The organism is Burkholderia sp. JKS000303, from assembly GCF_002563755.1.
Lineage (GTDB): Bacteria > Pseudomonadota > Gammaproteobacteria > Burkholderiales > Burkholderiaceae > Burkholderia > Burkholderia anthina_B.
This window is the reverse complement of the sequence record NZ_PDBZ01000001.1, coordinates 1,687,935-1,712,705: the sequence shown is the minus strand read 5'-3', so window position 1 is coordinate 1,712,705 and position 24,771 is coordinate 1,687,935. Positions and strand designations below refer to the sequence as shown.

The 24,771-nt window shown below is 67.3% G+C and carries 23 protein-coding genes and 1 pseudogene; 16 read left to right on the top strand and 8 right to left on the bottom strand.

What is annotated here, in order from left to right:
* Positions 1 to 27 precede the first annotated feature (27 nt).
* The gene (locus BX604_RS08285; RefSeq protein WP_098550320.1) at positions 28 to 1,305 is read left to right on the top strand and encodes a flagellar hook-length control protein FliK; all 1,278 of its coding nucleotides are present in this window, start codon (positions 28 to 30) and stop codon (positions 1,303 to 1,305) included.
* Positions 1,306 to 1,338: 33 nt separating this feature from the next.
* Here the strand turns inward: BX604_RS08285 and BX604_RS08280 are convergent, their stop codons facing one another.
* Positions 1,339 to 2,979 (bottom strand): GMC family oxidoreductase, encoded by a 1,641-nt coding sequence (locus BX604_RS08280; protein ID WP_098550319.1) that lies wholly within the window; start codon positions 2,977 to 2,979, stop codon positions 1,339 to 1,341.
* Positions 2,980 to 3,699: 720 nt separating this feature from the next.
* Between BX604_RS08280 and BX604_RS08270 the strand changes: the two genes are divergently transcribed.
* Positions 3,700 to 5,142, top strand: coding sequence for a coniferyl aldehyde dehydrogenase (locus BX604_RS08270; RefSeq protein WP_098550318.1), 1,443 nt, complete (start codon positions 3,700 to 3,702; stop codon positions 5,140 to 5,142).
* 70 nt (positions 5,143 to 5,212) lie between these two features.
* On the opposite strand, the gene BX604_RS08265 is transcribed toward BX604_RS08270, so the two are convergent.
* Together BX604_RS08265 and BX604_RS08260 are read right to left on the bottom strand one after the other, a co-directional pair.
* Positions 5,213 to 6,235 (bottom strand): serine/threonine protein kinase, encoded by a 1,023-nt coding sequence (locus BX604_RS08265; protein WP_373562414.1) that lies wholly within the window; start codon positions 6,233 to 6,235, stop codon positions 5,213 to 5,215.
* 58 nt (positions 6,236 to 6,293) lie between these two features.
* On the bottom strand, positions 6,294 to 6,506 hold the full coding sequence (locus BX604_RS08260; protein ID WP_098550316.1) for a hypothetical protein: 213 nt from the start codon (positions 6,504 to 6,506) through the stop codon (positions 6,294 to 6,296).
* A 334-nt stretch (positions 6,507 to 6,840) separates the two neighbouring features.
* On the opposite strand from BX604_RS08260, the pseudogene BX604_RS08255 reads away from it, so the two are divergent.
* The 3 genes and pseudogenes from BX604_RS08255 to BX604_RS08240 all read left to right on the top strand — a co-directional run bounded on the left by BX604_RS08255 (position 6,841) and on the right by BX604_RS08240 (position 9,880).
* Positions 6,841 to 8,091, top strand: a pseudogene (locus BX604_RS08255) (MFS transporter).
* A 365-nt stretch (positions 8,092 to 8,456) separates the two neighbouring features.
* Positions 8,457 to 9,338, top strand: a complete 882-nt coding sequence (locus tag BX604_RS08245) for a DMT family transporter (RefSeq protein ID WP_098550315.1) — start codon at positions 8,457 to 8,459, stop codon at positions 9,336 to 9,338.
* 356 nt (positions 9,339 to 9,694) lie between these two features.
* A complete protein-coding gene (locus BX604_RS08240) occupies positions 9,695 to 9,880 on the top strand; it encodes a hypothetical protein (RefSeq protein ID WP_011353526.1) in 186 nt (61 codons plus the stop codon).
* 119 nt (positions 9,881 to 9,999) lie between these two features.
* Here BX604_RS08240 and mgrA read toward each other — a convergent pair whose 3' ends face one another.
* Positions 10,000 to 11,043 (bottom strand): L-glyceraldehyde 3-phosphate reductase, encoded by a 1,044-nt coding sequence (gene mgrA, locus BX604_RS08235; RefSeq protein ID WP_098550314.1) that lies wholly within the window; start codon positions 11,041 to 11,043, stop codon positions 10,000 to 10,002.
* A 185-nt stretch (positions 11,044 to 11,228) separates the two neighbouring features.
* On the opposite strand from mgrA, the gene BX604_RS08230 reads away from it, so the two are divergent.
* Positions 11,229 to 11,435 carry a DUF3185 family protein gene (locus BX604_RS08230; RefSeq protein ID WP_098550313.1) on the top strand — a complete coding sequence of 69 codons (207 nt, stop codon included), beginning with the start codon at positions 11,229 to 11,231 and terminating at the stop codon, positions 11,433 to 11,435.
* Between the two features lie 170 nt (positions 11,436 to 11,605).
* Here BX604_RS08230 and BX604_RS08225 read toward each other — a convergent pair whose 3' ends face one another.
* A complete protein-coding gene (locus BX604_RS08225; RefSeq protein WP_098550312.1) occupies positions 11,606 to 12,379 on the bottom strand; it encodes a phytanoyl-CoA dioxygenase family protein in 774 nt (257 codons plus the stop codon).
* 351 nt (positions 12,380 to 12,730) lie between these two features.
* On the opposite strand from BX604_RS08225, the gene BX604_RS08220 reads away from it, so the two are divergent.
* A complete protein-coding gene (locus BX604_RS08220; RefSeq protein WP_098550311.1) occupies positions 12,731 to 13,072 on the top strand; it encodes a hypothetical protein in 342 nt (113 codons plus the stop codon).
* A gap of 104 nt (positions 13,073 to 13,176) precedes the next feature.
* Here the strand turns inward: BX604_RS08220 and metK are convergent, their stop codons facing one another.
* Positions 13,177 to 14,364, bottom strand: coding sequence for a methionine adenosyltransferase (gene metK, locus BX604_RS08215; protein WP_040128500.1), 1,188 nt, complete (start codon positions 14,362 to 14,364; stop codon positions 13,177 to 13,179).
* 264 nt (positions 14,365 to 14,628) lie between these two features.
* On the opposite strand from metK, the gene lpxL reads away from it, so the two are divergent.
* A complete protein-coding gene (gene lpxL, locus BX604_RS08210; protein ID WP_098550310.1) occupies positions 14,629 to 15,513 on the top strand; it encodes a lauroyl acyltransferase LpxL in 885 nt (294 codons plus the stop codon).
* 36 nt (positions 15,514 to 15,549) lie between these two features.
* On the opposite strand, the gene BX604_RS08205 is transcribed toward lpxL, so the two are convergent.
* Together BX604_RS08205 and BX604_RS08200 are read right to left on the bottom strand one after the other, a co-directional pair.
* The gene (locus BX604_RS08205; protein ID WP_098550309.1) at positions 15,550 to 15,852 is read right to left on the bottom strand and encodes a HigA family addiction module antitoxin; all 303 of its coding nucleotides are present in this window, start codon (positions 15,850 to 15,852) and stop codon (positions 15,550 to 15,552) included.
* A gap of 14 nt (positions 15,853 to 15,866) precedes the next feature.
* Positions 15,867 to 16,145, bottom strand: coding sequence for a type II toxin-antitoxin system RelE/ParE family toxin (locus BX604_RS08200; protein ID WP_098550308.1), 279 nt, complete (start codon positions 16,143 to 16,145; stop codon positions 15,867 to 15,869).
* Between the two features lie 419 nt (positions 16,146 to 16,564).
* On the opposite strand from BX604_RS08200, the gene dapF reads away from it, so the two are divergent.
* The 8 genes from dapF (at position 16,565) to hslU (ending at position 24,751) form a co-directional block, all read left to right on the top strand.
* Positions 16,565 to 17,434 (top strand): diaminopimelate epimerase, encoded by an 870-nt coding sequence (dapF, locus tag BX604_RS08195; protein ID WP_098550307.1) that lies wholly within the window; start codon positions 16,565 to 16,567, stop codon positions 17,432 to 17,434.
* Positions 17,435 to 17,470: 36 nt separating this feature from the next.
* A complete protein-coding gene (locus tag BX604_RS08190) occupies positions 17,471 to 18,193 on the top strand; it encodes a DUF484 family protein (RefSeq protein WP_098550306.1) in 723 nt (240 codons plus the stop codon).
* 13 nt (positions 18,194 to 18,206) lie between these two features.
* Entirely contained in the window at positions 18,207 to 19,127 is a 921-nt protein-coding gene (gene xerC / locus BX604_RS08185) for a tyrosine recombinase XerC (protein ID WP_098550305.1), read from the top strand.
* Between the two features lie 74 nt (positions 19,128 to 19,201).
* Entirely contained in the window at positions 19,202 to 20,416 is a 1,215-nt protein-coding gene (locus BX604_RS08180; RefSeq protein ID WP_098550304.1) for a class I SAM-dependent rRNA methyltransferase, read from the top strand.
* Positions 20,417 to 20,615: 199 nt separating this feature from the next.
* On the top strand, positions 20,616 to 21,692 hold the full coding sequence (locus tag BX604_RS08175) for a CobW family GTP-binding protein (RefSeq protein WP_098550303.1): 1,077 nt from the start codon (positions 20,616 to 20,618) through the stop codon (positions 21,690 to 21,692).
* A 491-nt stretch (positions 21,693 to 22,183) separates the two neighbouring features.
* Entirely contained in the window at positions 22,184 to 22,600 is a 417-nt protein-coding gene (dksA, locus tag BX604_RS08165; protein WP_006477498.1) for an RNA polymerase-binding protein DksA, read from the top strand.
* 260 nt (positions 22,601 to 22,860) lie between these two features.
* The gene (hslV, locus tag BX604_RS08160; protein WP_006477497.1) at positions 22,861 to 23,397 is read left to right on the top strand and encodes an ATP-dependent protease subunit HslV; all 537 of its coding nucleotides are present in this window, start codon (positions 22,861 to 22,863) and stop codon (positions 23,395 to 23,397) included.
* 10 nt (positions 23,398 to 23,407) lie between these two features.
* Positions 23,408 to 24,751 (top strand): ATP-dependent protease ATPase subunit HslU, encoded by a 1,344-nt coding sequence (gene hslU, locus BX604_RS08155; RefSeq protein ID WP_098550302.1) that lies wholly within the window; start codon positions 23,408 to 23,410, stop codon positions 24,749 to 24,751.
* The last annotated feature ends 20 nt before the right edge of the window (positions 24,752 to 24,771 follow it).

Genomic DNA, 24,771 nt, shown 5'->3' with positions numbered 1-24,771 from the left:
CACCCGCTTTCGAACGAGAGAATCGCCATGCCCCCCCTTCCTCTGCTCGGCGCGCTGATCGACACCGCGGGTGCTGCACTCGGCGCCATCCGCGGCGCGGGTTCGTCCGCCGGCAACGATGCCGCAACTGCGCCGGCGGCCGCGCCGTTCGCGCAGACGCTGAAGCACAGCGTCGTCGCGCGACACGACACGGCGAACGGCAGCAAGCCGGGTACCGCGACGAAACACGCGGCGTCGACACCGGCCGCCGGCGCGAAGCACGCCGGCGACGATGACGACAAGTCCGCCGACGAAGCGAGCACCGCCACCGGTGGCGACGCCGCCGCGCTTGCCGCGGCCGCCGCCGTGCAGGCGCAACTGCAGGCCCGTACCGACAACGGGACGCCGGCCAGTGCCGATGCAGCAACGGCTGCAGTGGCGTCCGCCCAGCCGGACGCCGAGGGGCACGCAAGCCAGGATGCGACGGCCGTGCCGGCATCCGGCCGCGACGCGCTGCAGGCTGCGCTGGCGAAGCTGACCGGCGGTGCGGGCGCGATCGGGGCGGGCACGGCATCGGCGACGCCCGGATCAACTGCCGCCGCACCGCTGGCGTCGAAAGCGGCGACGTTCGACCGCACGCTCGGCGACGCAAAAGGCGCGCTCGCCGCACAGCAGACCCCCTCGCAGGCCAACGCGCAGGCACTGCAGGCCGCGGCGACCGCCGCGCCGGCCGCGCATGCACTCGCTCAGGCCGGCGACACCGCGGCCCCAAGCGCCGACGCGATGGCTGCGGCCGCCGCAACGGCTGCCGCCGCGGCGCAGTCCAACGTGCCGGCATCGCCGGCCGCCGGTGCGATCGCCGCAGCCAACGCGCACGTGCTGGCGCCGCAGGTCGGCACCACCGACTGGACCGATGCGTTGAGCCAGAAAGTCGTGTTCCTGTCGAATGCGCACCAGCAGAGCGCCGAGCTGACGCTGAACCCGCCGGACCTCGGCCCGCTGCAGGTCGTGCTGCGGGTCGCCGACAATCACGCGCACGCGCTGTTCGTGTCGCAACACCCGCAGGTGCGCGACGCGGTGGAAGCCGCGCTGCCGAAGCTGCGCGAAGCGATGGAAGCGGGCGGGCTCGGCCTCGGCAGTGCGAGCGTCAGTGACGGCGGTTTCGCATCGCAACAGCAGAACGCGCAGCAGAGCTTCTCCGGCGGCCAGTCGTCGCAGCGCGCACGCGCCGGATCGTCAGGCGCCGATGCACCGGTCGACGCTGTGCAATCCGCAGCGGCCGCCGCGACCGTGACCCGCGTGGGCCTCGTTGATACGTTTGCCTGAACATCGCTCGCGCCGCGTGCCGGTGTGCGCCGCTCAACGGCCGTGCGCCGCCGCGGCCGCCTCGCCGCGCGGCACGCCGCCCTTGCGCGCCGCGACGATGAAGTCCGCCGCGCGCTCGCCGATCATCACCGACGGCGCATTCGTGTTCCCGCCGATCAGCGTCGGCATCACCGACGCATCCACCACGCGCAACCCTTCGACGCCGCGCACGCGCAATTGGGGATCCACCACCGCGCGCGCGTCCGAACCCATCCGGCAGGTGCCGACCGGGTGATAGATCGTGTCGGCATGCGCGACGATCGTCGCGCGCAGCTCGGCTTCGCTCTGGTCCGCGCGCGTGTACAGCTCGCGCCCGCCCTGCGACGCGAGCGGCGCCTGCGACAGGATCCGGCGCATCGCCTGCGTGCCGCGCACGAGCAGGTCCAGGTCGCGTGAATCGCTGAAAAAGCGCGGATCGATCAACGGCGCATCGCGCGCATCGCCGCTTGCGAGCCCGACCGTGCCACGGCTGTACGGACGCAGCGCGCACACGTGCAGCGAATAACCGAAACCCCAGTGCATCTTGCGATTGTGGTCGTCAACCAGCGCCGTGCAGAAATGCAGCTGCAGATCCGGACGGTCGATCGACGGATCGCTCTTGATGAAGCCGCCCGCTTCCGCGACGTTGCTCGTCATCATCCCCGTGCGGCTGGAGAAGTAGCGCGCGAGCGCCGGCGTCATCTTCGCGATCCCGCGCAGGCAGATGCCGACGAGCTGCGACGAATTCACGCGCGTGTTGATGATGAAGTCGATATGGTCGATCAGGTTCGTGCCGACGTCCGGCGCATCCTGCACCACCGCGATCCCGTGCCGGCGCAGCTGTTCGGCCGGCCCGATCCCCGAGCACATCAGCAGTTGCGGCGAATTGAACGCGCCGGCCGACAGGATCACTTCCGCGCGCGCGCCGAGCGTCTCGACGCTGCCGTTGCGCGACACCACGACGCCCACCGCGCGCTTGCCGTCGAAGCCCACGCGCAGCACGGTCGCATCGGTGATCACGTTCAGGTTCGGCCGGTTGCGGTCGTAGATGTAGGCCCGCGCGACGCTGCAGCGCGAACCGTCGCGATGCGTGACCTGATAGAAGCCGACGCCTTCCTGCGTCGCGCCGTTGAAGTCGTTGTTCAGCGGATAGCCGGCCGCATGCGCGGCCTGGATGAATCGTTCGGAGAACGGATTACGAAAGCGCAGATCGGAGACGCTCAACGGGCCATCCGCGCCGTGCCACGCATCTGCGCCACGCTGGTTGCCTTCCGCGCGGCGGAAATACGGCAACACGTCCTGCCAGCCCCAGCCCGTCGCGCCGAGTTGTGCCCACTCGTCGTAATCGCCCGGGTGGCCGCGCGTGTAGATCATCGCGTTGATCGCGCTCGAACCGCCCATTCCGCGCCCGCGCGGCTGGTAGCCTCGCCGGCCGCCGAGCCCCGGCTGCGGCACCGTCTCGTAGCCGTAGTTCGTGCCGAGCTTGAACGGCACGAGCGCCGCGATGCCCACCGGCATGTTGACGAGCAGGTTGCGCTCCGTGTGCGAGCCGGCCTCGATCAGCGCGATCGTCGCGTCGGGGCATGCATCGGCGAGGCGGCTGGCGAGGCTCGACCCGCCCGACCCTCCGCCGACGATGATGTAGTCGTATTGCATGTCACGTCTCCTTCGTGTCATGAACGGCACCCGGCGCGGCCCGGCTCCGCTTGTAATGTTCGGGCATTGTAGGAATGGCCGTCGCGCGCGCGGCACGCGGATTCAAGAGCGATTCCTCTAAACGCCCGCGTGAACTAAATTTAAGATGTACCGATTCATTCGACGCGATGCACCGGCCGCCAGAAGCCGCGCCGTCGCGAAACTGGGGAGACGACGATGCAGCGCCAGGTTCTGCAGGCCGTGTGCCGACCGGGTCATCCGGACGCACTGCGCGCGGTCCGCATTTCATTTCAAACGGTGAGCCGTGCGGTGATGTCCGGCATCGCGCGCGCAGCCGATCGAAATCGAACGGCGCACGGCGTCGCCGACCGTTTGGACGGCTTGTCGCACGCGCGGCACGATGTGCCGGATTCCGCACGACTGCGCGCATCGCGCCGCCCCGCTCTGCCGCATCGGCACGCGTGCACATCGTGGCATCGCACGCGCGCCGGGCAACGCATCGCGTCCCGCGCGAGTGCCGTGCGACCCCGTTTCCGGATGCGGACACCGTCGCGCGGATGCGACGCATGCCGCACGCAGCAACCGGTTTCAGACCGCGTATCGCATCCGGCCCCGCGCCGCGCGACGCGCGCCATCCCGATCCGCCCCGCCACGCTCGCCGAGCGTGCACGTGCGGCCTGACTGCTGGCCGACGCGCCACGCCCCACTGGAGGAGACGACATGAAGAACGACCTGCCCGAACTGGCCCCGGAAGCGCTACCGTCGATCGACGCGCTGACGTCGCTGCTGCGCGATCAGCGCGCGGCCTACCTGCGCGCGCCGTATCCGGAATGGGACACCCGCGCGCAGCACCTACGCGCGCTGCGCACGATGCTGATCGAGCATGCGGATGCGCTCGCCGACGCGATCAGCGCCGACTTCGGTCATCGCGCGAAGCAGGAAGTGCTGCTGTCGGAAATCTGGATGGCGAAGGAAGAGATCGACGACGCGCTCAAGCACGGCAAGCGCTGGATGAAGCCGATCCGCAAGCCGATGAACAAGTGGCTGCGTCCGGCGCGCGCGAAGGTGCTGCCGCAGCCGCTCGGCGTGGTCGGCATCGTCGTGCCGTGGAACTATCCGGTGCTGCTGGCAGCCGGCCCGCTGATCTGCGCGCTGGCCGCCGGCAACCGCGCGATCATCAAGATGTCCGAACTGACGCCGCGCACGTCCGCGCTGTTCGAGCAGTTGATCGCGAAGACCTTCTCGCGCGACCACGTCGCGGTCGTGAACGGCGATGCGGAGATCGGCGCCACGTTCAGCGCGCTGCCGTTCGATCACCTGCTGTTCACCGGCTCGACGCACGTCGGCCGTCACGTGATGCGCGCCGCGGCCGACAACCTGACGCCTGTCACGCTCGAACTCGGCGGCAAGTCGCCGGCCATCGTCGGCCCGAACGCGCGCTTCGACGCGGCCGTCGACGCGATCATCGGCGGCAAGACGCTGAACGCGGGCCAGACCTGCATCGCGCCCGACTACGTGCTGCTGCCGCGCGGCATGGAAGCCGCGTTCATCGAGCGCGCGCGGGCGCGCTTCGCGAAGCTGTATCCGGACCTGTCGGCCAACGGCGATTACACGACGATCGTGTCGCCGCGCCACTACGCGCGGCTGCAGCAGCTCGCGACCGACGCGCAGGCGGCCGGCGCGCAACTGCATCCGCTGACCGACGCGCAGTCCGATCCCGCGTCGCGCCGCTTCGTGCCGTGCGCGGTCACGCACGTGCCGGCCGCATCGCAACTGATGCAGGAAGAAATCTTCGGGCCGCTGTTGCCGCTCGTGCCGTACGAGCGCCTCGACGAGGCGATCGCATACGTGAATGCGCGCCCGCGGCCACTGGCGCTGTATCTGTTCGACGAAGACCGCGGCACGATCGACCGTGTGATGCGCGAAACGATCTCGGGCGGCGTGACGGTCAATGAAACGCTGATGCACATCGCGTGCGGCAGCCTGCCGTTCGGCGGTGTCGGCGCAAGCGGAATGGGTGCGTATCACGGCTACGACGGCTTCGTGACGTTCTCGAAGATGAAGCCGGTGCTCACGCAGCCGCGCATGAACATGCGCGGGCTGATCGCGCCGCCTTACGGCAAGCGCTTCGCCGCGGTGATCAAGATGATGCTGAAGTTCTGAGCGGCGCGGGCCGCGCCACACACGGCGGCCCGTCGGCAAATGCCGCGCGGCGACGCTGCCGCGCGCGCCGTCACACGGGCCAGAGCGGCCCTTCCTGCATCGCGCCGATCTGCTCGCGCAGTTCGAGTACGCGTGCTTCCCAGTAGCGATGCGTGTTGAACCACGGGAATGCGGCCGGAAAGGCCGGATCGTCCCAGCGGCGCGCAAGCCACGCCGCGTAGTGAATCAGCCGCAGCGTGCGCAACGCCTCGACCAGATGCAGCTCGCGCGGCTCGAATTCGCAGAAATCCTCGTACCCGGCAAGCAGGTCGGCGAGCGCGCGCGACGCGCCTTCGCGATCGCCCGGCAGCAGCAGCCACAGATCCTGCACGGCGGGCGCCATCCGGCTGTCGTCGAAGTCGACGAAATGCGGGCCGGCGTCGGTCCACAACACGTTGCTCGGATGGCAGTCGCCGTGCGTGCGCAGCAGGCGGATTTCACCCGCACGCTCGAACGCCGCTTCGACGCCTTCGAGCGCGAGCGTGACGGCCGTCTCGTACGCGGGTCGTACGTCATCCGGAATGAAATCGTGCGCGAGCAGGTAGTCGCGCGGCTCGTAGCCGAACGTGCGGATGTCGAGCACGGGGCGCGCGACATAGGGCTGCGTCGCGCCAACCGCATGAATGCGGCCGATGAAGCGGCCGAGCCATTCGAGCGTATCGCTGCGGTCGAGATCGGGCGCGCGGCCGCCGCGCCGTTCGAAGATCGAGAAGCGGAAGCCGTCGAACGCGTGCAGCGTGCGGCCGTCGAACGTGCGCGCCGGCACCGCCGGAATCTCGCGCGCGGCGAGCTCGGCGACGAACGCGTGCTCTTCCAGGATCGCTTCGTCCGACCAGCGCTCGGGCCGGTAGAACTTCGCGACGACCGGCGGGCCGTCTTCGATGCCGACCTGGTAGACGCGGTTTTCGTAGCTGTTGAGGGCAAGCAGGCGCCCGTCGGTACGCAGCCCGGCCGGCATCAGCACGCTGTCGAGCGCATCGAGCACGCACTCGGGCGTGAGGCCGGCGAACGGCGGACCGGCGGGAGCAGCGGGGGCGGAAGTGACGTCTTTCATGCCCCGCATTGTGCCGTCAGCCGCGCCGAAAGACGAGCTTCCGGTGCGGCATGCACGCTCAATGAACCGCGGCGCCGGCCGGCAGCACGGATTCGCCGGTGTCGATCAGGTCCTCGAGAAAGAACGGCTCGGTGTTGAGTTCTTTCGACTCGCCCGGCACGCCCGCGTACCAGGTCACCATGGCCATGTCGCCCAGAAGGCGCTGAACGATGCCGCGCGCGCCCTTCGGCACTGCGATATGGGTAGTACAGACAATCGACCCGACATGCATGATGGTTCCCCACTCTTGAAACTTGAAACCCGGCCCGCTGGCGAGCCGGCAAATGCACGATCCGCGCCGCCCTCGCCGGGGTGTGTTGCGCGTATCCCATTGTTCACGGTTTATCGAAGCGCGAAAAGAAGAAGAAGCGGGTGAAGTGCCGCGAATTCGTCGAATGTCTCCAATCAACCACTGCGTCGCGCGTGCGCTTGCACGGGCGGATACCCCCATCATACCCTGTCGAATGTGACTGTCTGCCGAATCGGGCCAGCCGCCGCGCGGCGCGCACGCGAATTGCGCAACGGGCGTATCGTCTGCCCTTTGCCCGGCCGTCAGGAGATTTCGCGTGACCGCATCCAACGGAACCGCGCCCGCGGCCTCGCGCCGCGATGCATCCCCGCCCTATCTCGAACGTGGCTCGCGCAACTACTAGCGCGCGAGCGTCGCGCTGCTGTTCGCCGGCTACGCGACCTTCTCGCTGCTCTACTACGTCCAGCCGCTGCTGCCGGAATTCTCGGGCGCGTTCGGCGTGAGCCCCGCGCAAAGCAGCTTCGCGCTGTCGTTCGCGACAGGCGCGCTCGCCGTGGCCGTGTTCGTCGCGGGCTTCGTGTCAGAAGGGTTGAGCCGCCACCGGCTGATGACCGCGTCGCTGCTGCTGTCGTCGCTCCTCACGCTCGTCGCCGCGTTCGCGCCGCACTGGCACCAGATGCTGGTGCTGCGCGCGCTCACCGGGCTCGCGCTCGGCGGCGTGCCCGCCGTCGGCATGGCGTATCTCGCCGAGGAAGTGCACCCCGACGGGCTCGGGCTCGCGATGGGACTCTACGTCGGCGGCAACGCGATCGGCGGGATGGCCGGACGCGTGATCGCGGGCATGCTCGCCGACCTGTTCACGTGGCGCATCGCGATCGGTGCGATCGGCGTGCTCGGCCTCGCCGCGACGCTTGCATTTCGCGCGTTGCTGCCGCCGTCGCGCCATTTCACGCCGCGTCGCGGGCTCGGCTTCGCGCAGCATCGCGCGGCGCTCGTCCGGCATCTCGCCGGCCGCCGCGAATTGCCCGTGCTGTTTGCAACGGCCTTCATCCTGATGGGCGGCTTCGTCACGCTGTACAACTACGTCGGCTATCGGCTCCTCGCGCCGCCGTATTCGATGAACCAGGCGACGATCGGCGCGATCTTCGTCGTCTACCTGGTCGGCGTCGTCGCATCGCCGTGGTCCGGGCGGATGGCCGATTCGATCGGCCGCGGTCGCGTGCTGATCGCAAGCGTCATCATCATGCTGGCCGGCGTCGCGCTGACGCTGCTGCAGCCCGTCGCCGCGATCGCGTTCGGCATCGCGTGCGTGACGTTCGGCTTCTTCGCCGGGCATTCGACCGCGAGCGGCTGGGTCGGACGCCTCGCGACGCAGGGCAAGGGGCAGGCCGCCGCGCTGTACCTGCTGTCCTACTATCTCGGTTCGAGCATCGTCGGCTCGCTCGGCGGACGCTTCTGGAGCGCGTACGGCTGGCCCGGCGTCGCGACGCTCGTCGCCACGCTGCTCGCGGTCGGGCTGGCGGCAGCCACGTGGCTGCGCAGGCGCGAACGCAGCGGCGCTGCGTGACGTCGTTCCCGACGCATCGCCGGTAGTTGCGCTGGATGACGACCTTGCGGTACCTTTGAAGCTCATTCGCGTTCAAGCGCATTTCGACACACGATGCATCCGTTCACATCCGCTCTCGCACAATCCCGGCCGCAGTTCGATACGCGGCCGCAGGCGTGCGCGCATGCGTCGGCTCCCCCTCCTCCTGTCGCACCGCCGCTCGTCGGCGCCGCGCCGCCCCCGCCGGCGGCACGCTTCGGCTGACCAGCCGGCTTCCCTTTCCGTTTTCCATTCGCCCGTTTGCTGCCGTTCGTGCGTGTTGACGCACGGTGCGTTGCTGCGCGCGCGACATGGAGCGTTTCGATCCGTTCGACAGGTGGATTCACATGGTTTCGTTCAAACGCGCGCTCGCCGCGCATGGCGCGACGTCGCTCTTCGTGCTGCTGTGGAGCAGCGGCGCGATCTTCGCTGAACTCGGGCTGCGTCACGCCTCCGCGTTCGTCTTTCTCACCGCGCGCTTCGCGCTCGCGTCACTCGTGCTGCTCGGGCTGGCGTTCATGCGCGGGCGCTGGCTGCCGCCGCGCGGCGAACGGTGCATGGCCGTGCTGACCGGCTTGCTGATGATGGGCGGCTATTCGATCTTCTACCTGCTCGCGCTCGAGCGCGGCATCGCGCCGGGCGTGCTCGCGACGATCCTCGGCGTGCAGCCGATCCTCACGCTCGCGATCGTCGAGCGGCGCTGGCAACCGATGCGCGTCGCGGGGCTCGGACTCTCGCTGGCGGGCCTCGCGCTCGTCGTGTGCCGCGGCGTCGGCGGCGCCGGGTTGCCGATCCTGGGGGTCGCCTGCGCGCTCACCGCCCTCATCGCACTGACCGTCGGCTCGCTGCTGCAAAAGCGCGTGCGCACGGCACCCGCCGACGTGCTGCCGCTGCAGAACGCAATCGGCCTCGCACTATGCGTGGCGATCCTGCCGTTCCGGCCGATCTCGCTCGATGCGAGTTGGGCGTTCGTCGTGCCGCTGCTCTGGCTCGGCATCGTGATCTCGGTGATCGCGCAGTTGCTGTTCTACCGGTTGATGCAGCGCGGCGATCTCGTCAACGTGACGGGCCTGTTCTATCTCGTGCCCATCGTCACCACGCTGATGGACGCGGTCTGGCTCGGCAACCGGCCTGAACCGCTCGCGCTCGCCGGCATGGGTGCGATCGTCGCGGGGCTCGCGCTCGTGTTCCGCACGCCGGCCGTGCGCGCCCGACCCGATCGCGCGTAAGCGCGCACGCGCCGCCGCGCCCGTGGGTGCGGCGGCGCGCGTCGAAGATGGTCGACATTGCGTACAAAATGAAACGAACATGAAAGATATGCGCAAGGCATTCGTCCGATTCGCGGAAAAGATGCGGAATCCCTAGGGTTTTCCGCTGACTTTTAACGGTCTGGATAGCGAAAAACGGCGCGGGGTTGCCTATACTCGAATGGCCCGCCTTGCTCGCAATCGAGGCGGCTCGACATGAGAAATACCCGGCAGGGAGCTGGAAGCGGCGCCACAGCGCCCACTCCGGCCGACGCCCCACCGGGGTGGGGCCGAAGTAAGCGCTGAAGCGCCAACTCCGGCCGACACTGGAGACACGCATGACGACCTACTTCACGATCGGCGACTTCATCCTGTTGATTCCGATGGCGCTGGCTGGCGCGCTGTTTCTCGGCGCGGTGCCCTGCGCGACCGAATTCCGCCACAACCTGCTACGCGTGCTCGGCGTCATTCTCGGCGTCGGCGTCGCGGTGTTGCTCGTCGAAGGCCTGCCTGCGCTGATCTAGCGGCGCATGTCGCAGGGCAGGTCACGCCACTGCACCGCAGTGACGTGATGGGGTACGTGCATGCGCGTCGATACGGCGCGCGATGATTCGCATCCCGTATCGACTGCATCGATCACCGGTCAGATCGCCTGATCGGTGGACGGCTTTTCCCACAGATTGATGCCACCTTCGGTCGCGTAGCGATCGATTTCCGCGAGTTCGTCCGCCGTGAACTCGAGGTTCTTCAACGCGCCGACGTTTTCACGCACCTGCTCCGCCCGGCTCGCGCCGATCAGCGCGGAGCTCACGCGGCCATTGCGCAGCACCCACGCGAGCGCCATCTGCGCGAGGCTCTGGCCGCGCCGCTCCGCGATGCCGTTGAGCTTGCGCACATGCTCGAGGTTGTCCGCGCTCAGGTGATCCTGCTTCAGCGAGCCGCCGCCCGGCTTGTTCACGCGGGCATCGGCCGGCACGCCGTTCAGGTATTTCGACGTGAGCAGCCCCTGCGCGAGCGGCGTGAACGCGATGCTGCCCGTGCCGACGTCGTCGAGCGTATCGAGCAGATCCTCTTCGATCCAGCGGTTCAGCATGTTGTACGACGGCTGGTGGATCAGCAGCGGCACCTTGTATTGCGCGAGCAGCGCGGCCATCTCGCGTGTCTTCGCGGCCGAATACGACGAGATGCCGATGTACAGCGCCTTGCCCTGCTGCACGGCAGACGCGAGCGCGCCGGCCGTTTCCTCGAGCGGCGTGTGCGCGTCGAAGCGATGCGAATAGAAGATGTCGACATAGTCGAGGCCCATGCGCTGCAGGCTCTGGTCGAGGCTCGCGAGCACGTACTTGCGCGACCCGCCGCCGCTGCCGTACGGGCCCGGCCACATGTCCCAGCCAGCCTTGGTCGAGATCAGCAGCTCGTCCCGGTACGGCCGGAAATCCTCCTTCAGCAGCCGGCCGAAGTTGGTTTCGGCGCTGCCGTACGGCGGCCCGTAGTTGTTCGCGAGGTCGAAGTGGTTGATGCCGAGGTCGAACGCGGTGCGCAGGATGTCGCGCTGCGTCGCGATCGGCGTCGAGTCGCCGAAGTTGTGCCACAAGCCCAGCGACAGGGCGGGCAGTTTGAGCCCGGATTTGCCGCAGGTGCGGTACTGCATGTCGGCATAACGCTCGGAAGCTGCTTCGTAGGCCATGAGTCGGTTCCGTCAGGACGTCGGGGGAAGGGACGCGCGCCGCACGCGAACATCGCGCGCCGGTGGCGAAGAGAACGTACGACGGCTATGGTAACGAACGCGGCGCGAGCGCGCACCGCGATGGACGCGGCCGCGCACGTCGCCTACACTGCGGCGTCTCGAATCACCGTTACAGCGAGGTTGGTATGTCCCGGGTCATCTCGGTTGCGCTGCTCGTCGGCGGCGTCTTGCTGCTGTATTTCGGCGGCCAGTCGTTTCATTCGATCAACGACAACGTGTCGCGCTTCTTCACCGGCTCGCCCGCCACGAAGACGATCCTGCTGATCGCCGGCGGCGCCGTCGCGATGCTGATCGGCCTGATCGGCCTCGCGATGCCGGCCAGCAAGCGCTGAGCGCAGCACCGCACCACTGCCGCGCAGTGGCCTGCGTCACGCAACGGCCCGCATCACGCGACCGGGCCGCGCAAAATGCAACGGGCGGCCTGGGCCGCCCGTTTCTTCATCCGCCGAGCCGCCGCGGCGCCCTGTCGGGCAACCACCGACCACACCGGCCGAAACCGCGACTAGAACTGCACTTCCGGCTTCGATGCCGAACGCGTGCCCGGCAGCGGCCGGTTGCTCACGCCGTGGTACGTGTACACGAGCGAGAACTTCACCTGGTCCGAACGGTTCTGCCCCGCCGAATGCAGCGTGTTGCAGTGGAAGAACACGACGTCGCCCGTCTGGAGCGGCGGGCAGGTTGCCGCGTCGATCATCTTCCGGTTTTCCGGCAGGTCGCTGCGGAAGAACTTCGCATCGTCGAACGCTTCCGGCCCGAATTCGGCCGTATGCGAGCCCGGCACCAGCCACAGCGCGCCGTTTTCGTTCGTTTCCGGCCCGAGCGCGAGCCACACCGACACCATGTCCGCGCGTTCGAACGACCAGTAACGGAAATCGCGATGCCAGCCGGTGAGGCTGCCGTACGCCGGGTGCTTCGTCATCATGCAGTTGTGATGCGCGCACGACAGAACCGGCTGCTCGCCGAAGTATTCGCGCATCCATGCGCCGATTTCGGGCGCGATCGCGCGCTCGGCGAATGCCGGATCGCGCGTGTACGCATTGAGCAAGCGCCGCACCGTGTGCCCGCCCGGCGCATGCTTCGACTCGGGCGCGCCCGGATAGCGCAGGTCCGCCTCGAATTCGATCGGCTCCGCCGCTTCCTGCAACTGCTGCTCCGCGATGCGCTTGAGCGCCGCGCACTGTGCTTCACCGACGAGGCCGCGCGCGACGACGAAGCCGCGTTCGCGCAATTCCGCGACTTGCGCGCGGATCGATTCCGACTGCAATGGTGACGACATGGGATGCCAGACGTTTATTGTGTGAATGTGACGATTGTAAATCGGCGCCGGATGCCGCGAATAGCACCATTATCGTGCGCAGGGGCATGCCAATCGGCGATTTGATCTGGCTCAAGGGAACTGTGTGGCGCGGTGCGAGCCTCAGCGACAGGCGGTATGCGGCACGCGCTTGCGGCACAAGGGTTTATCGCGACTTTTGCCGGTCATGAAACCCCTGTAGCCTGTCGCGGCCTGTCAATTCTGGCGGGCGCGGCGCGCAGCGACTTTCGGTAAGATGCGTTGCGCCATCCGAGGCCGTTCATACCAGTGCGCTCTTAAGGGCGCCATCCATACAAGCGAAGCATCGTTCACATGCCATTCCGTCTGACTTCCCGTCTCAGCCGCGCTGCGAAGCGCGTCGTGCCGTCCGCTCCCGCCCGTTCGCTGCGCCACCACGGCGCACGCACGCAGGCGCTCGCCGAGCGCACGCACGCGCACAGCCGGCTGGACGGCATCCGCGCGTGGTTCCACGCGTTTTTCTCGATGATGAGCACGCAGGCGTTCGCCCGCCGTGCGGGCCTGCGCTCGCTGCTGCAGAAGCCGTCGTCGCTGCGCGCGCTCGCGCTGCGCCGCACGCTCGGCCCGCAGCGCCGCGTCAACCGCCCGCGCCGCCTCGCGGCGAGCACCGGGTGGTTCGGGTTCAGCGCACGCTGAAGCCGTGCCGCGGGCAGCGCCCGCGACGATCGCCGCGTTGCGGCGCGCGACACGCATAAAAAAACCCCGGCATGCCGGGGTTTTTTGTTTCGTGCGAACGACGCTTACGCGACGCGTGCCGTCGGCTCCACGCCGGCCGCTTCGGCCAGTGCGAGTGCCTTGTCGGTGGCTTCCCACGAGAATTCCGGCTCTTCGCGGCCGAAGTGACCGTAAGCTGCCGTCTTCTCGTAGATCGGGCGCAGCAGGTCGAGCATCTTGATGATGCCCTTCGGACGCAGGTCGAAGTGCTCGCGCACGAGCTTCGTGATCACGGCATCCGACACGCGGCCCGTGCCGAACGTGTTGACCATCACCGAGGTCGGCTCGGCGACGCCGATCGCGTACGACACCTGGATCAGCGCGCGCGACGCGAGGCCGGCAGCGACGATGTTCTTCGCGACGTAGCGGCCTGCATACGCTGCCGAACGGTCGACCTTCGACGGATCCTTGCCCGAGAACGCGCCGCCGCCGTGCGGTGCGGCACCGCCGTACGTGTCGACGATGATCTTGCGGCCGGTCAGGCCGCAATCGCCCTGCGGGCCGCCGATCACGAACCGGCCGGTCGGGTTCACGAGGAACTTGATGTCGCCCTTGATCAGGTCGGCCGGCAGCGTCGGCTTGATGATTTCCTCGATCACGGCTTCGCGCAGCGCCGGCAGTTCGATGTCCGGTGCGTGCTGCGTGGACAGCACGACGGTGTCGATCGAATCCGGGCGGCCGTCGACGTAGCGAACCGTCACCTGCGACTTCGCGTCCGGACGCAGCCACTGCAGGCGGCCGTCGCGACGCAGGCTGGCCTGGCGCTCGACGAGGCGGTGCGACAGGTAGATCGGCAGCGGCATCAGTTCCGGCGTTTCGTCGCATGCGTAACCGAACATCAGGCCCTGGTCGCCAGCACCTTGATCGAGGTTGTCGTCATGCGCGCGGTCGACGCCTTGCGCGATGTCCGGCGACTGCTTGTCGTACGCGACGAGCACGGCGCAACCCTTGTAGTCGATGCCGTAGTCGGTGTTGTCGTAGCCGATGCGCTTGATAGTGTCGCGCGCGATCTGGATGTAATCGATGTTCGCCGTCGTGGTGATTTCGCCGGCCAGCACGACGAGACCCGTGTTGCACAGCGTTTCCGCCGCAACGCGGGAATATTTGTCTTGCTCGAGGATGGCGTCGAGAATCGCGTCCGAGATTTGGTCCGCGACTTTGTCCGGATGGCCTTCGGAGACGGATTCGGACGTAAAGAGATAATCGTTTGCCACTTTTCAGGCTCCTGTGTGGATACGGTTGATTTCACGTAGCCAGCTTCGTTGGGCCTGAAGCGGCGACGCTTTAGCGGATTACCAGAACCGGGCAGCGCGCTTCGCGCCAGCCGGCTTCGCCCCGCAAGTTGTCAGTTAACTCGGCGAAGCCCGTATTATAGCGGCTTTCGTGAATTGTCACAGAGCGCCGCCCGTGCTGCATCGTCCGCTGTTCTACCCCCCTGTTCGCAACGTGCCGGCCGGCCGGCCCCATGGAGGTTCCGCATGCTAGGCCGCCTCGGCACGCACCTCGCCATCGGCTTGCTGAAGCTGTTCGCCCTGCTGCCCTACGGCTTGACCGCACGGTTCGGCGACGGCCTCGGCTGGCTGCTGTACCAGATTCCCAGCCGGCGCAAGCGCATCGTACATATCAATCTGAAACTCTGCTTCCCCGACTGGAGCGACGAACGGCGCGAGGAAGTGGCGGGCCTGCATTTCCGTCACGCGATCCGCAGCTACGTCGAGCGCAGCGTCCAGTGGTTCGGCTCGGAGCGCAAGCTCGCGAAGCTGATCCAGGTCGACAGCGCGGTCGACCTCACCGATCCTGATCTGCCCCCGACGCTGTTCCTCGGCCTGCATTTCGTCGGCATCGAAGCCGGCTCGATCTGGCTGAACCGGTCGCTGCACCGCCGTTGCGGGTCGCTGTACCAGCCGTTCTCGAACGAGATCCTCGAGGAAGAGGCGAAAAAGGCGCGCGGTCGCTTCGACGCCGAGATGGTCGGCCGTGCGGACAGCGCGCGCGTCGTGCTGCGCTGGCTGCGCGACCGCAAGCCGGTAATGCTCGGCGCCGACATGGATTACGGGCTGCGCAATTCGACGTTCGTACCCTTCTTCGGCGTGCCCGCCTGCACGCTGACGGCCGTCGGCCGGCTCGCGAAGACGGGCCGTGCGCAGGTCGTGCCGTTCATCGGCGAGGTGCTGCCGAATTACAAGGGCTACCGGCTGAAGGTGTTCAAGCCGTGGGATCACTACCCGACCGGCGACGACGATCTCGACGCGCGACGGATGAACGAATTCCTCGAGGAACAGATTCCGCTGATGCCCGAGCAGTATTACTGGGTCCACAAGCGCTTCAAGACCCGGCCGCCCGGCGAGCCGAGCCTGTATTGAGTCAACCTTGAGTCAATCGGGGCCGCGGGCGCGCCGTCAAACGCGCGCCTGCGCCTTCGTCACCTTCGGCACGCCTTTCGCGCGTGCCTGCCACAGATCGTAGGCCGACTGCTGCGCGAGCCACAGATCCGCCCGCCCGCCGTTTTCCTCGCCCAGCCATGCCTCGAGACGCAGCGCCATTTCGGGCGAGATGCCGGCATGGCCGTGCAGGATGCGCGACAGCGCCGCCCGCGTGACGCCGAGCTGCGCGGCGGCGTCGGTAACGGTCAGGCCGAGCGTCGGCAAAATGTCGTCACGCAGCGTTTCGCCCGGATGGGGCGGATTGAAGATGCGAGTCATGGCGTTGAATGACCTCAGTGATAGTCTTGATAGTCGACCAGGACGACATCGGGGCCCTCGAACCTGAACGTCAGGCGCCAGTTGACGCTCACGCTCACCGAGCAGTAACCCTCCAGCCCGCCGGCGAGGCGGTGAAGGCGCCAGCCCGGGACGTTCATGTCGAGCGGCTGACTCACCATGTCGAGACGGGCAAGCTGGCGCCGCAACCTCGGGGCATGATCCGGCCGAATGCCTGCCTTGCTCCCGTTCGTGAAAAACGCCTCCAGCCCCTTGTGCTGCCATGACTTGATCATGGGCCTCCCATACTCTCGGCGATAGCGATGGCATGGCCCACATGGCGTATAGCCAGACTATACGAATCGCCCGATTGAGTTGTCAATTTGACCGGTACGAAAACACGCACGCGGTTCGTCCTGTGCGTAGCCGAAGCCCGAGCGCGAGACGCCGGATTCACGCGCCCTGGCAGCGCTCGCCACACCGCACCACCCCAATCTGCCCACTCGCCGCCCGTGCAACCAGTCGGCCGATCGGCCGACCTCTTCCGGCTCCACCCGCCCGAACGACACCCGCCGCCCCGCCCGCGCAGGACGCCCCTGTCAGCTGCATGTATCATTTGCGGTTGAGATCAGCACGACGAACGAGGCCGCCCGGAATGGCGGCACATCGCCTTCGTCGCGCCGACCGCCTTGTTCGCCATGGAATCCCGGACCCTGTGAAACTCTCGTTCACCAAGATGCACGGCGCGGGCAACGACTTCGTCGTGCTCGACGGCTATTCGCGCGCGTTGCCGCCGCTCACCGAAGCGCAAGTGCGCGCGCTCGCCAGCCGACACTTCGGCATCGGCGCCGACCAGTTGCTGCTCGTCGAAAAACCGACCATCGACGGCGTGGACTTCAAGTACCGGATCTTCAATTGCGACGGCGGCGAGGTCGAACACTGCGGCAACGGCGCGCGCTGCTTCGTGAAGTTCGTCAGCGACCGCGGCCTGACCGACAAGCGCACCGTGCGCGTGCAGGTGATGAAGGGCCTGATTACGCTGACGATGCAGGACAACGGCGAAGTCGTCGTCGACATGGGTGCGCCCGTGTTCGCGCCGGCGCAGGTGCCGTTCGACGCGTCGGGGCTCGACGGCCGCACGGAAGGCGGCGACACGCTGTGGCCGCTCGACGTCGGCGGCCACACGCGCTGGATCTCGACGGTGACGATGGGCAACCCGCACGCGGTGCAGGTCGTCGACGACACCGAAGCGTATCCGGTGCGCGAAGAAGGCCCGCTGATCGAGCGCCATGCCCGCTTTCCGGAGCGCGTGAACGCCGGCTTCATGCAGATCGTGTCGCGCAACGAGGTGAAGCTGCGCGTCTACGAACGCGGCGCGGGCGAAACGCTCGCGTGCGGCACCGGCGCGTGCGCGGCGGTGGCAGCCGGCATCCGGCGCGGCCTGCTCGATTCGCCGGTGACCGTGCACACGCACGGCGGCACGCTGACGATCGGCTGGGACGGCGCGCGCGACGAAGCCGCCGCGCTGATGATGGCCGGGCCCGCCGCGACCGTATTCGAAGGCGAGATCGACCTGACCGTCTGACCCTTCAACGTCCTGATAACTGAACGCTCCAGTCACATGAACGATCGCGAAGTCGCCGACTACCTGCTCGCCAATCCCGAATTCTTCGCGCAACACGCGGAACTGCTCGCGACGATCCGTCTTGCGAACCCGCACGGCAAGGCCGCGATCTCGCTGCAGGAGCGGCAGATGGAAATGCTGCGCGACAAGAACAAGCACCTCGAGCGCCGGCTCGCGGAGCTGGTGCGCTACGGGCACGAGAACGACAGCCTGTCCGCGAAGTTCAGTCGCTGGACCGCCCGCGTGATCGCCGAGCGCGACCCGTACGCGCTGCCGCGCACGATCGCCGACGGCATCGCCGACGTATTCGACGTGCCGCAAACGGCGCTGCGCGTGTGGGACGTCGCCGACACTTACGCGCAGGCCGATTTCGCGCGCCAGGTAGGCGAGGAAGTGCGGCTGTTCACGAACGGCCTGTCGACGCCGTACTGCGGCGCGAACACCGGATTCGAAGCGGCCCAGTGGCTCGCGCCCGCGGTGGTTCCGGCCGCGAATGCCGCGGAAGGCGGCGAAGCCGCGCCGGCCGGCGACGGCGCCGCCACGTCGGTCGCGCTGCTCGCGTTGCGCGCGCCGCTCGCCGGTGCCGACGCGCCCGCCTTCGGCCTGCTCGTGCTCGGCTCGCCCGATCCGCGCCGCTTCCACGACGGGATGGCCACCGATTTCCTCGCGCAGATCGCGACGCTCGCGAGCGCCGCGCTCACGCGCCTGCTGCCGCACTGACGCCGCACCCGCGATGACCGACGATCCGATCGCCGCCTACCTGTCGAACCTGAAGCACGTCAGGCAGCTGTCGGAACATACGCTGCGCGCGTATACGCACGAACTCGACGAACTGAAGAAGCTCGCATCCGGCCGTCCGCTCGAAGCGCTGACGGCCGCCGACATGCGCGGCGCGGTCGCACGCGCGCACTCTGGCGGACTGTCCGCGCGATCGATCTCGCATCGGCTGTCCGCATGGCGCGCGTTCTACCGCTGGCTCGCGCAGCGCATCGAGATGCCGGCGAACCCGGTCGCCGCGGTGCGCGCGCCGAAGCGCCCGAAAACCTTGCCGAAGGCGCTGTCGGTCGACGACGCGTCGGCATTGATGGACGCGCCGCTCGCCAACACCACCGAAGGCATCCGCGATCACGCGATCCTCGAACTGTTCTATTCGTCCGGGCTGCGCCTCGCCGAACTCGTCGGGCTCGACGTGATGTACACGCAGGCCGACGGCTACCGGTCGACCGGCTGGCTCGATCTCGCCGAAGCCGAAGTCACCGTGCGCGGCAAGGGCAACAAGGAACGCAAGGTGCCGGTCGGCCGCAAGGCGATCGACGCGCTGAACGCGTGGCTCGCGGTGCGCGGCGAATTCGTGAAGCACGACCCGCATCCGCTGTTCGTGTCCGTGCGCGGCAACCGGATGGCGCCGGGCGTCGTGCGCGAGCGCGTGAAGCGCGCGGCGCTCGCCGCGGGCATCCCCGCCAACGTCCATCCGCACGTGCTGCGCCACTCGTTCGCGACGCACGTGCTGCAATCGAGCGGCGACCTGCGCGCGGTGCAGGAACTGCTCGGCCACGCGAGCGTCTCCGCGACGCAGGTCTATACGTCGCTCGACTTCCAGCATCTCGCGAAGATTTACGACAGCGCGCATCCGCGCGCGAAGAAGCGCGACTGACGCGTCCCGTGTTACCCGCCGCGCGCGGCGACCGGCTTCGGCCGGCTTCGCCCGCGGCCCATTTCGATCCGATCATGCAAACCGTCACACTCAAACCGTCCAAGGAAAAATCGCTGCTGCGCCGGCATCCATGGATCTACGCCAATGCGATCGATCGCGTCGACGGCAAGCCCGCGCCCGGCGCGACCGTGATCGTGCGCGCGCACGACGGCCGCTTCCTCGCGCGCGGCGCGTACAGCCCGCAGTCGCAGATCCGCGTGCGCGTCTGGAGCTTCGACGAGAACGAGCCGATCGACCACGCGTTCTTCAAGCGCCGCGTGCAGCGCGCGGTCGCGCATCGCACGACGATGGTGTCGGGCACGGGCGCCGTGCGGCTCGTGTTCGGCGAGGCCGACGGGCTGCCGGGGCTGATCGTCGACTACTACATCGCGGACTCGGCCGAGCCGGGCGCCACGCCGCGCGGCCAGCTCGTGTGCCAGTTCATGGCCGCCGGCGTGGAAGCCTGGAAGGACGCGATCGTCGCGGCACTGAGCAGCGCGACCGGCTGCCCGAACGTGTACGAACGCTCGGACGTCTCGATCCGCGACAAGGAAGGGCTCGAACAGACGACCGGCGTGCTCGCCGGCGACGCGCCGCCCGCGACGCTGATCTCGAACGAAAACGGCGTGCGGTATCACGTCGACGTGCCGAACGGCCACAAGACGGGCTTCTATGTCGACCAGCGCGACAACCGCGCGCTCGTCGCGCAGTACGCGGCCGGCCGCGACGTGCTGAACTGCTTCTGCTACACGGGCGGCTTCTCGCTCGCGGCGCTCAAGGGCGGCGCGACGCGCGTCGTGTCGATCGACTCGTCGGGCGACGCGCTCGCGCTCGCGCAGCAGAACGTCGTGGCGAACGGCTTCGACGCCGACCGCGCGACCTGGCTCGACGCGGACGCGTTCAAGACGCTGCGCCGCCTCGTCGACGAAGGCGAGCGTTTCGACCTGATCGTGCTCGATCCGCCGAAGTTCGCGCCGACCCGCGACAGCGTCGACCGCGCGGCACGCGCGTACAAGGACATCAACCTGAGCGGCTTCAAGCTGCTGCGTCCGGGCGGCCTGCTGTTCACGTATTCGTGCTCGGGCGCGATCGACATGGACCTGTTCCAGAAAATCGTCGCGAGCGCGGCCGCCGACGCGAAGGTCGATGCGCGCATCCTGAAGCGGCTCGGCGCGGGCGTCGATCACCCGTTGCTCGCCGCATTCCCGGAAGGCGAATATCTGAAGGGCCTGCTGTTGCAAATCGTCTGATCGCCCCGATCTACGCGCACACTCGCGTCCGCCGGCCGTTTGCGCCTGGCGGACGAACGCTCGCCCCTGTCGTCCGGACGACGGGCGCGAGCTTGACAGGTATGTTTCAATGGATGGTTGTGCGCCCCGGCTCGCGAGTCGATGGCGCGACGCACACATCCTGGTTTTGACCCCGATTCACGAACCACAGGCGACCGACATGGCCACTCCCGTCACCATCCTCACCGGCTTCCTCGGCAGCGGCAAGACGACGCTGCTCAAGCGCATCCTGAACGAACAGCACGGCATGAAGATCGCCGTGATCGAGAACGAGTTCGGCGAAGAGAACATCGACAACGAGATCCTCGTGCAGGACTCGAACGAGCAGATCATCCAGATGAGCAACGGCTGCATCTGCTGCACGATCCGCGGCGACCTCGCCCGCGCGCTCGGCGATCTGGCCGCGAAGAAGCGCGAAGGCAAGCTCGATTTCGACCGCATCGTGATCGAAACGACCGGCCTCGCGAACCCGGGCCCCGTCGCGCAGACTTTCTTCATCGACAGCGAGATCGCCGACGACTTCCTGCTCGACGCCGTCATCACGCTGGTCGACGCGAAGCACGCGAACGCGCAGCTCGACGAACACGAAGTGGTGCAGCGCCAGGTCGGCTTCGCCGATCGCCTGTTCATCACGAAGTCGGACCTCGTCGACGACTCGACCGTCGCGGCGCTCAAGCACCGCCTGATGCACATGAACCCGAAGGCGACGATCAAGGTCGTGAACTTCGGTGAAGCCGACATCAAGGAAATCTTCGACCTGCGCGGCTTCAACCTGAACGCGAAGCTCGAGATCGACCCGGACTTCCTCGCCGAAGACGATCACGCGCACCATCACCACGATCACGACCATGATCACGATCACGCGCATTGCGACCACGATCATGGTCAATGCGCGCATGATCACGAGCACGGTCATCGCCATCATCACGCGCACCACGACGACAAGATCAAGTCGTTCGTGTACCGCAACGACCGTCCGTTCGACCCGAACAAGCTGGAAGACTTCCTCGGCGGCATTCTGCAGATCTATGGGGAACGGATGTTGCGCTACAAGGGCGTGCTGTACATGAAGGGCGTCGATCGCAAGGTCGTGTTCCAGGGCGTGCACCAGATGATGGGCAGCGATCTCGCGGCCAAGTGGCTGCCGGTCGAGAAGAAGACCAACAAGATGGTGTTCATCGGCGTCGACCTGCCGCAGGACCTGATTACCGACGGCCTCGACGCCTGCCTCGCCTGAGCATTCGGGCCAGCCTCGCGTGCCGCCCGCGCGGCCGCCTCGGCGAGCTGCCGGGGCCGTCGCGCGGCGCCTTTTCCGGGAAGGGTTGCGTCGTCATCGCTTTTTCGCGATTTGCGCGTTATATTTTCTAGATATTGGCGCAGCCGACGGGGATCGACCCGATACGGCGCCCGCTTGCGATTCAGTTACAATACGTGCCCGCTGGAGTACGGCAATAACAGGCCCGGTTCTTGCAGAACCATTACCCGGGCATCGCAACCGCGCCGGATCGCCCATCCATTACCCGGCCGCGGCCGAAGTGATCTGCCGCGCAGCACACCGGTTCGCCGCGCGCAAATTCGCGCCAGGCCTATCCTGGTATTTGAGAACCGGTTTTCCAGAGGCTTTCGGCCCCGCGGCGGCAAATCGCAAATGATTGCAAGCGCAGTTGCGGGTAATCCCAAAGTGCAGGCACTATCTCCGGATTTGCCGCACATTGAAGAAGCAAGCAGATGACGAAGAAACTCTTGACCGAAGCCGAAATCCTGAAGATGAGCGACAAGGATTACATGAATGAGGATCAGCTCGCCTTCTTCAAAAATCGGCTCGAACAGTTGCAGGCGGACATCCTCAAGAATGCAGGCCAGACGACCGAGAACCTGCGTGAGACGGTGATCGTGCCCGATCCCGCCGATCGCGCGACGATCGAGGAAGAGCACGCGCTCGAACTGCGTACGCGCGATCGCGAACGCAAGCTCCTGAAGAAGGTTCAGCAATCGCTCGCCCGCATCGATTCCGGCGACTACGGCTGGTGCGAGGAAACCGGCGAACCGATCGGGATTCCGCGCCTGCTCGCGCGTCCGACGGCCACGCTGTCGCTCGAAGCGCAAGAGCGCCGCGAGCTGCGCCAGAAGCTGTTCGGCGACTGATCGAGCGGGCGTTCCGCTCAAACACGCTGCTTCCCGAAAGCGCGCGGCCTGCCGCGCGCTTTTTGTTTTTCCGGCACCGGCCCTGGTGCCCGCCCCGCCGGCAACGACGCGCGCCGGCCGATTTGCCTCCCCCTCTTGATATCCCGGCGCCCGCCCTAAAATGAAACGGACGCGCGCCGGGCCGCTTCCCGGCGCACTGCGATTCATGCGGCGGCGCCCCGCGCCGCCCGACTCTTCCCCGTTTTTCTCAAGGAACGCAGATGGAGCAATTTCACGGCACGACCATCGTTTCGGTCCGGCGCGGCGACAAGGTCGCGCTCGGCGGCGACGGCCAGGTAACCCTCGGCAACATCGTCATGAAGGGTGGCGCGCGGAAAGTGCGGCGGATCTACAACAACCAGGTACTGGTCGGATTCGCGGGCGGCACCGCCGATGCGTTCTCGCTGCTCGATCGCTTCGAGGCGAAGCTCGAGAAGCACCAGGGCAACCTGACCCGCGCGGCCGTCGAGCTCGCGAAGGACTGGCGTACCGACCGGATGCTGCGCCGCCTCGAGGCGATGCTGATCACGGCCGATGCCACCACCACGCTGGTGATCACCGGTAACGGCGACGTGCTCGACCCGGAAGGCGGCATCTGCGCGATCGGTTCGGGCGGCGCGTACGCGCAGGCCGCGGCCCGCGCGCTCGTCGAGAACACCGAGCTGTCGCCGCGCGAGATCGTGGAGAAGTCGCTCGGCATCGCCGGCGACATGTGCATCTACACGAACCACAACCGCATCATCGAAACGATCGAGTAAGGACCGCACCATGAGCACCATGACCCCTGCCGAGATCGTCTCGGAACTCGACAAGCACATCATCGGCCAGGCCAAGGCGAAGAAGGCCGTCGCGGTCGCGCTGCGCAACCGCTGGCGCCGCCAGCAGGTCGCCGATCCGCTGCGCCAGGAAATCACGCCGAAGAACATCCTGATGATCGGGCCGACGGGCGTCGGCAAGACCGAAATCGCGCGCCGCCTCGCAAAGCTCGCCGATGCGCCGTTCATCAAGATCGAAGCGACCAAGTTCACCGAAGTCGGCTACGTCGGCCGCGACGTCGACAGCATCGTGCGCGACCTGATCGAGATCTCGGTCAAGCAGACGCGCGAATCCGAAATGCGCAAGGTGCGCAGCAAGGCGACCGACCAGGCGGAAGACCGTATCCTCGATCTCCTGCTGCCGCAGCCGCGTGCGGTGGGCTTCGGCGGCAACGCCGATCACGCGAACGACGACAACAACGTGACGCGCCAGACCTTCCGCAAGCGTCTGCGCGAAGGCCAGCTCGACGACAAGGAAGTCGAACTCGACCTCGAGCAGCCGTCGGCCGGCATGGACATCATGGCGCCGCCCGGGATGGAAGAGATGACCGAGCAGATCCGCTCGATGTTCTCGAACCTCGGCAGCGGCAAGAAGCAGCGCCGCAAGGTCAAGATCAAGGAAGCGCTCAAGCTGCTGACCGACGAGGAAGCGGCGAAGATGCTCAACGACGAGGAAGTGAAGACGAAGGCCGTGCAGAACGTCGAGCAGAACGGCATCGTGTTCCTCGACGAGATCGACAAGATCACGTCGCGCAACAACGAAGGCAGCGGCGGTGAAGTGTCGCGCCAGGGCGTGCAGCGCGATCTGCTGCCGCTCGTCGAAGGCACGACGGTCAACACGAAGTACGGGATGGTGAAGACCGATCACATCCTGTTCATCGCGAGCGGCGCGTTCCACCTCGCGAAGCCGAGCGACCTGATTCCGGAACTGCAGGGCCGCTTTCCGATCCGCGTCGAGCTCGACTCGCTGTCGGTGAACGACTTCGAGGCGATTCTCGTCGCGACCGATGCGAGCCTGGTCAAGCAGTACCAGGCGCTGCTCGCCACCGAAGACGTGCAACTCGAGTTCGCCGCCGACGGCATCCGCCGCCTGGCCGAGATCGCGTACGCGGTCAACGAGAAGACCGAGAACATCGGCGCGCGCCGGCTGTACACGGTCATCGAGAAACTGCTCGAGGAAGTGTCGTTCTCGGCCGGCAACCACGCCGGCGAGCGCGTGACGATCGACGCGAAGTATGTCGACCAGGCGCTCGGCCAGGTGTCGCAGGACGAAGACCTGTCGCGCTACGTGCTGTAACGCACGCGGCGCCGGATGAC